The organism is uncultured Virgibacillus sp. (assembly GCF_947495635.1).
In the GTDB taxonomy this organism is placed as follows: Bacteria; Bacillota; Bacilli; order Bacillales; family Amphibacillaceae; genus Virgibacillus; species Virgibacillus salarius.
Genome location: NZ_CANMAB010000143.1, coordinates 1 through 7,427, shown reverse-complemented (window position 1 = coordinate 7,427; position 7,427 = coordinate 1). Strand labels below are relative to the sequence as shown.

7 protein-coding genes are annotated in these 7,427 nt (G+C 36.8%); all 7 read left to right on the top strand.

Annotation, left to right across the window (positions count from 1 at the left end; all coding sequences use genetic code 11):
- Nucleotides 1–374 precede the first annotated feature (374 nt).
- On the top strand, nucleotides 375–2,468 hold the full coding sequence (locus Q1A47_RS19345; protein ID WP_034679319.1) for a BglG family transcription antiterminator: 2,094 nt from the start codon (nucleotides 375–377) through the stop codon (nucleotides 2,466–2,468).
- Between the two features lie 32 nt (nucleotides 2,469–2,500).
- Nucleotides 2,501–2,941 (top strand): PTS sugar transporter subunit IIA, encoded by a 441-nt coding sequence (locus Q1A47_RS19340; protein ID WP_026682000.1) that lies wholly within the window; start codon nucleotides 2,501–2,503, stop codon nucleotides 2,939–2,941.
- Between the two features lie 5 nt (nucleotides 2,942–2,946).
- Nucleotides 2,947–3,219: a PTS sugar transporter subunit IIB gene (locus tag Q1A47_RS19335; RefSeq protein WP_026682001.1), complete on the top strand. Its 273-nt coding sequence runs from the start codon at nucleotides 2,947–2,949 to the stop codon at nucleotides 3,217–3,219.
- Nucleotides 3,220–3,259: 40 nt separating this feature from the next.
- On the top strand, nucleotides 3,260–4,555 hold the full coding sequence (locus Q1A47_RS19330) for a PTS ascorbate transporter subunit IIC (protein ID WP_026682002.1): 1,296 nt from the start codon (nucleotides 3,260–3,262) through the stop codon (nucleotides 4,553–4,555).
- 199 nt (nucleotides 4,556–4,754) lie between these two features.
- Entirely contained in the window at nucleotides 4,755–5,747 is a 993-nt protein-coding gene (locus tag Q1A47_RS19325) for a phosphotriesterase (RefSeq protein WP_166530247.1), read from the top strand.
- A 19-nt stretch (nucleotides 5,748–5,766) separates the two neighbouring features.
- On the top strand, nucleotides 5,767–6,492 hold the full coding sequence (locus tag Q1A47_RS19320) for a creatininase family protein (RefSeq protein WP_026682004.1): 726 nt from the start codon (nucleotides 5,767–5,769) through the stop codon (nucleotides 6,490–6,492).
- A gap of 66 nt (nucleotides 6,493–6,558) precedes the next feature.
- Nucleotides 6,559–7,287 (top strand): SIS domain-containing protein, encoded by a 729-nt coding sequence (locus tag Q1A47_RS19315; protein WP_026682005.1) that lies wholly within the window; start codon nucleotides 6,559–6,561, stop codon nucleotides 7,285–7,287.
- The last annotated feature ends 140 nt before the right edge of the window (nucleotides 7,288–7,427 follow it).

Genomic DNA, 7,427 nt, shown 5'->3' with positions numbered 1-7,427 from the left:
CACTTTTTTGAGCGGGTTTTGCTAAAAAAGTTAGCTGAAGGACAAACCCCACGGAAAGGGAAGTGGGTAGCCGGAGTGGTGGTCCAGCAGTAGCTATTATTCCATAATAGCTACTAGAGGAAGCGCAAACCTGAGCATTTAGTGATAAGGACTGAGCGAATTTTGCTCAGTTTTTCTAATTGATTAGGAAAATATAAGTATGTACCTTATAAAAAAGTTGTTTTTGGCGTTTTGTCCCCCTCGACAAATTTATGGATCAAAATCCAATTTTGCATATTTGGCTGTGATTGATTTGGTCTTATTCAGACAATACGAGTTGATTATAATAAGAATAAGACATACTACTTTTTCGATTGAATGTAGGAGGAAATCATATGAATCAACGTAGTATGGCAGTTTTAAAACAATTGATTCAACAGGATGCTTATATCTCGGTATCTAAGCTTTCGACCATTTTTAATGTATCAAGAAGGTCTATTTACAATGATTTAGAAAAGGTTAATGATTGGTTAAAGGAACATGGGTTTGATGCAATTAAACAAGTTAGATCTGAGGGGATATACCTTGATGATCAAACGAAACAGGAAATAATAAAGAAGTACACGTTGATGGAGGATTCCTATTATGAATATTCTGCAGGTGAACGAAGGGCATGGATATATATTCATATAACTAGTAGTAGCCAAGCGTATTTTATCGAAGATTTAAAAGAGCTTCTACAAGTAAGCCGGAATACCATTCTTGAAGACATCAAGAAATTAAAGCGGGAAATAGGTGAATATGCATTACAACTAAGTTCAGAACGAGGAGAAGGCTATTATATTACTGGAAATGAAAGCGATGTCAGAGATTTGCTGATTCACTATCTTTCCATCGTAACCCCAAATGACGGCTGGTATAGTCTGATGGATGAAATACCACCGTTACAAACATTCTCTATTTTTCGTATGGAGTGGCTGCAAATTCTCCACAAGTATCTAATCGAGTATGAACAGCAATTTAAGATTGAGATCATCGATGATGTTTTAAACAACTTAGTAATATGGTTTCATTTCTTTATGAAGAGAATGGAAAAAGGAGCAGTCATTGAGAATGACCCTATTGAGAAACAAATCATCGCAGCAACAGAGGAATATGTAGGGGCTAAATTATTATGCGAGCAACTATTTAAACGATTGTCAAACCCACAAGCTTTACATGAAGAAGTTTATTATATCACTAAATATTTGCTCAGTGCCAAAGTGAAATATAATTTAGGCCCAGATTTAGCAAATAAAGAAATGCAGTCATTGCTTGACGTGGTAGAGAACATGGTTGCTGATTTTCAATTATATGCAGCGGTTGAGTTTGATGAACCAGATATTATCATTCAGAATCTTTTGCTTCATCTAAAGCCTGCTTATTACCGAATTAAATACGGAATTAAAGTAGAAAATACGCTAGTTGCATCCGTCAAACAGAATTATCCAGAGGTATTCCATATTACAAAAAAGGTAATGCGTCATTTTGAAAATCTCATGAATCAAAAAGTTGATGAGAATGAAATAGCATTTATTGCGATTCACTTTGGCGGTTGGCTTCGTAAAGAGGGAGTAATTCTTGAGCAATCACCTAAGAAATTACTCATTGTTTGTACCAATGGTTTAGGGACTTCAAGACTCCTAGAAAGTCAGCTTGAGGGGTTGTTTTCCAATATTGAGATTCAAGGTGTAACCTCATTAAGAGAATATCAACAAATGGAATTAACGATAGATTTCATCGTGTCTACCATAGCGCTTCCACAACGTGGAGTTCCTGTTTTTGTGGTTAATCCTGTCCTAAATGATGATGATAAAGAACAGTTATTCAAGAAAGTGAATAGTTTGTTTGACAATGGGAATAAGCAGCAAAGATATTCTGCTGAAACTATATTAGATATAGTAAGGCGTTATTCCTCTATTCACAATGAGGATGCGCTTCGTCAGGAATTAAGAAGATATCTCTATGCTCCAGTACACCTTGATAATGAGGGAGGGAAGCAGAGTTTACATGAACTATTACCACCACAACGAATTAAGGTAATGGAACGTGTAGATACATGGGAACAGGCGGTTAGAATAGCTGCAAAACCATTATTATATGAAAAATATATTGAGAATCATTATATTGAAAAAATGATTGAGAATATAAAAAATAGTGGGCCATACGTGGTAATATCCGAACATTTTGCCTTACCTCATGCCGGCCCCTTCGATGGTGTTAACAAAACTGGTTTTAGTATGCTTGGCTTACGTGAGCCTGTCAATATTCTAGGAAAGGAAGTTCGTATCCTTGTCATATTAGCATCAAAGGATAACGAGCAGCACTTAAAAGCCTTATCACAATTGACACGGTTATTTTCCAATAAGAAAAATAAAAATCATCTTACCCAGACAATGGATAAAAGTGAAATTAGTCATTTTATCCGCGTTTACTCAAAAGAAAATTAACTATTATTTGAAAAGTTAGGTGTGTAAAGCATATGAAATTTTTAGAAGAAAATATGGTGCAGTTTGATGTAGAAGTAGCAAATGCTGAAGAGGCAATAGAAGCTGCTGGTAACCTTCTATTACAGCAAAAATTAATTGAATCGTCCTATATTCAGGCAATGAAACAAGCTTATCAAACGAATGGTCCATATTTTGTACTAGCACCACAAATAGCTATACCTCATGCAAGGCCCGAGGATGGGGTAAATGAAGCCTCGGTTTCTCTCGTCCAACTTAAAAAACCGATTCCATTTGGACATGCAACAAACGATCCTGTTCGTCTGGTATTTGGATTAGGAGCGGCTTCTAGCGATGAGCACTTGGTTTTATTAAGGAAATTAACTGGACTATTAAATAATGCTGACAATATTAATCAATTAATTCATGCAAGAGGAATTGCTGATATAAACAAAATAATCGAAATGGGGAGATAAGAATGCTGAAAGTATTAACTGTATGTGGTTTAGGTCAAGGAACAAGCTTAATTTTAAAAATGAATGTAGAGCAGGCGCTTAGAGAGAAAGGGATACGAGCAGATGTTGAGCATACCGATGTTTCAACTGCTTCCAGTATGAATGCTGATTACATTATTACAAGTAATGAGCTATCGGAAGGGCTAATAGGACATCCTGCAAAAATTATTATTGTGAACAATTATTTTGATATGGAAGAAATTAATCAAGCAATTGAGCAGAATGTTGATAGCAACTAATTACAACTACTAATGAGATATAAAAGGGGAGGAATTAAGGATGGATGTTATTGTATGGGTCGCTACGAACGTCTTCGGTGAGGCAGCGATATTATTAGGCTTTATCGTGCTTTTGGGACTAATACTGCAAAAGAAATCAGTTAGTCAAACAATTAGTGGAACATTTAAGGCTGTTATTGGATTTTTAATTATTAGTGCTGGATCTGGAGTCATTGTTAATGCTTTAACTGTTTTTGAGCCTCTGTGGAAGGAAGTATTCAACCTCTCAGCGGAGCCATTAGGCAATTTTATGGGGCAAGAAAGCTTTAATGCGAAATATGGGAGCGCTGTAACATTGGCAATGACATTAGGCTTTATTATCAATGTATTGCTAGCACGTTTTACGAAGTTAAAGTACATCTATTTAACAGGACATATGATGTTTTGGACGACAACGATATTCGCAGGTGTTGTCATTCAAGCAGCTGGTGATGTCTCCTTTGGAAAGCTGGTAATTTTCCTAGCAGTTGTCATGGGATTATACTGGACAATTCAACCAGCTCTGACCCAACCATTTATGCGGAAGATTACAGGTAACGACAATATTGCTTTGGGTCATACTTCTGCATCTGTAGCCTTACTTGGCGCATTAGCAGGTAAATTTCTTGGAAACAAAGAGAATGACTCAGAAAAAATTAAGCTTCCAAAGGGATTAGAATTTCTAAGAGATTCAAATGTTATTACGGCATTAACCATGGGATTATTATTTCTAGTTGGAGCAGTTATCATTTCTTTTAAGAATACACCAGGTGCACAAGAGCTAGTAGCTGCTGCCGGTGATCAAAACTTTATTATCTATGCAATCATCCAATCCTTCACTTTTGCAGCTGGAATCGCTGTTGTATTACTAGGGGTGCGAATGTTTATCGGAGAAATGGTCCCAGCATTTAAAGGGATTGCTACAAAAATTGTTCCTGGTGCCAAGCCTGCATTAGATAGCCCAATCGTATTTCCATATGCGCCGAATGCCGTGATTTTAGGCTTTTTAGGCTCCTTTATTGGTTCTTTACTATGGTTAGTTGTATTAGGAAATACAGTAGGCTATGTATTCGTTCCGACAATGATTGTTTTATTCTTCCATTCGGCTACAGCTGGAGTTTTTGGAAATGCAACAGGTGGAGTAAGAGGAGCATTAATTGCAGGCTTTATTACTTCTACAGTAGTTGCGTGGGGCCAATTTGTTATGGTTAAACTACTTTTGCCGGATACCGTTCCAGATACAGCAATGTGGGCAGCAGATTCGGATATGTTCATCTTAGGACCAATTATCCGTTTTCTTTCACAATTGTTATTTTAAAAATGTTTGAAGTGGATATCTCATCGGTTTCAATTGGTAAGAAGGTATTTCTGTGGGAGAAGAAACTGTATAAAGTTTACAGTGCTTTGCTCAAGAGGAGATTGTTAAAAGAAGGTCTAACTTTTGAGATATTCCTTTCACTATATAGGCGTGTAACTACACCATCTTATAATAATAAAATGATAGGAGTGTGTACTTTATGAGCTTTATTCGTACGTTTCATGGAGATATTAATCCCAAAACATTGGGAGTAACATACTCACATGAACATATTGTTTGTCGTCCGCCATATTGGGTTGAAAAACAAGCGGAAGATTTACTACTTGATGATAAAGAAAAATCGAAGCTCGATGTCTTAGATTTCAAACAACTCGGTGGTCAAGCAATTGTTGATGCTACTGCTATTGATTATGGTAGAGATGTAAAGGCAGTTAAGGAAATTTCTGATGAAACTGGAATTACAATCATTGGGACAGCTGGTTTTAATAAAAGCTTCTTATGGGAGGCACCTGTACCAGAGCATGTAAAAGCAGTAATTGGGAATTATCAAACATTTTATGAGTGGATTGATGCAACTTCCATTAATGATCTTGCTGATGTTGTTATTAAGGAAATTGAAGAAGGTCTTGAAGGAACGGGAATACGTGGAGGACAGGTGAAATTTGGTACAGGGTATAACCGGATTACCCCTTTAGAAGAAAAAACATTACGTGCTGTTGCAAGGGCGCATCATGAAACAAAGGCACCTCTCCATTCACATACAGAAGCAGGTACGATGGCGTTAGAACAAATCGAACTTCTTAAATCAGAAGGTGTGAATTTAGAATTTATTAGCTTTGGGCATATGGATCGAAATCCAGATCCTTTTTATCATGAACAGGTTGCAAAGACAGGTGCACTTCTTTCCTTTGATGGTATCTCGAAATTTAAATATGCACCAGAGAGTACTCGGATTTCCTGTATTTTGGAGTTAGTTGATAAAGGGTATGAAAGGCAAATTCTTATTAGCGGAGATACAGCTAGAAAATCATATTATAAGCATTACGATCATGGTTTGGGATTAGAAAATATTCTTGGTAAATGGGTACCACGTTTTATTGAAGAAGCAAACCAAAAAGGATTCGATGGAGAACAATTGGTTGATAGATTTTTTATAGAAAACCCTGCTAACTGTTTTTCATTTAAAAAGTAAGGCGTAGAAGGTGAATGAAGTGGAATTTCAATATCAAAATTCATACGAGATTGAAGAAAAGATAAAGACATGTAAAGTGGCGCTTTTGCCAATTGGTGCTGTGGAGGCGCATGGTCCACATTTGCCATTAGGTACGGACAATATTTTGGCAGAAAGTGTTGCTAGGAGGCTAGCAGAACAAGTAAATGGATTAGTATTACCGACATTGCCGTATGGCCAAGTTTGGAGCTTACGTAATTTTCCAGGAAGCATTACGTTAAAGAATGAATCACTTATATCGATTCTCGTTGATATAGGAGAAAGTTTATACAAGCAAGGCTTTACTACGTTTGCGATGATTAATGGTCATTTAGGTAATGGAACAGCATTGAAGGAAGCGGCTCGTGTACTTTTTGAAACCTGCCCAGAATTACGAGTATTCTATTTCTTTTATCCAGGTATGAATCAAGCAGCTGAAGACGTTCGGGAAACAAAGTCAGCTCATAACACCTATTTCCACGCATGTGAAATCGAGACTTCCTATATGCTATATTTAGCTCCGGATTTTGTAGATATGGATAAAGCTATTACGGATATCCCTGAGATTCCAGCTAATGCTGATGTTACGCCAACTCCATGGGAAACATTTACAAAATCAGCTGTATTAGGTGATGCCAAGCTTGCAACGAGTGAGAAAGGGAAATATATCATAGATATTGCTATTGAGAATATGGTGAGGCTTTTAACTGAAAAGGCTTCGAGTTAGCGATGTTTAGAAAGAGAGAGACAAGCATTTGTAAAATCTTAAAAATTTTGAGGAGGTCTGTTTGTCATGATCCAGCAATACTTTCGTGAAATTACAGAACTACTAGCTGTTGTTGAGAAAGAGGAACAGGAGGTAATGCAGCAAGTAGCTCAGCAGGTGGCAAAAACGATAGAGCATGACGGGGTGATTCACTTATTTGGTTGTGGTCATTCTCACATTTTAACAGAGGAAGTATACTATCGAGCAGGAGGATTAGTGCCTATTCATCCTATTTTACATGAACCACTTATGCTGCACGAGGGTGCTTTACGATCTTCAACGCTTGAAAGGAAAAATAATTATGCAGAAACATTTATGGACGAACAAGATATTCAAAACGGAGATATGTTAATTGTTATTTCTACATCTGGTCGAAACCCTGTTCCAGTGGATGTAGCAAGGATAGCAAACCAAAAAGGCGCTTTTGTAGTAGGGATTACATCTATTTCCTATTCTTCTAGTCAGCCATCACGACATGCGAGTGGTGAGCATTTGTATGATGCTGTAGATATTGTCATCGATAATCATGCACCTATTGGAGATGCGCTGTTATCTCATGATAAGGTAAAGGTAAATTTTTCACCAAGTTCAACCGTAATTGGCTCCGCTATTTTGAATGCAATCTTTGCTCAAGCTGTTAAAGTGATGGCTGAGAATAACTATAGTCCTCCAGTCTTTCTGAGTGGGAATATTGAAGGAGCAGATGAACATAATCAAAAGCTAGTAGATAGGTATAGTAAGAGAATTAAACTTTAAGTTAACATTATAAATACTTTCCTTTGCATGAATAAGTAATGCAAAGGAAAGTATTTTTTGTTTAAAGTTAAGAAAGTATAAAATCAGTGCAATGACTGCGTTAAGCCAAGTAGTTATTTTGAAATGTTTGATGTATATTG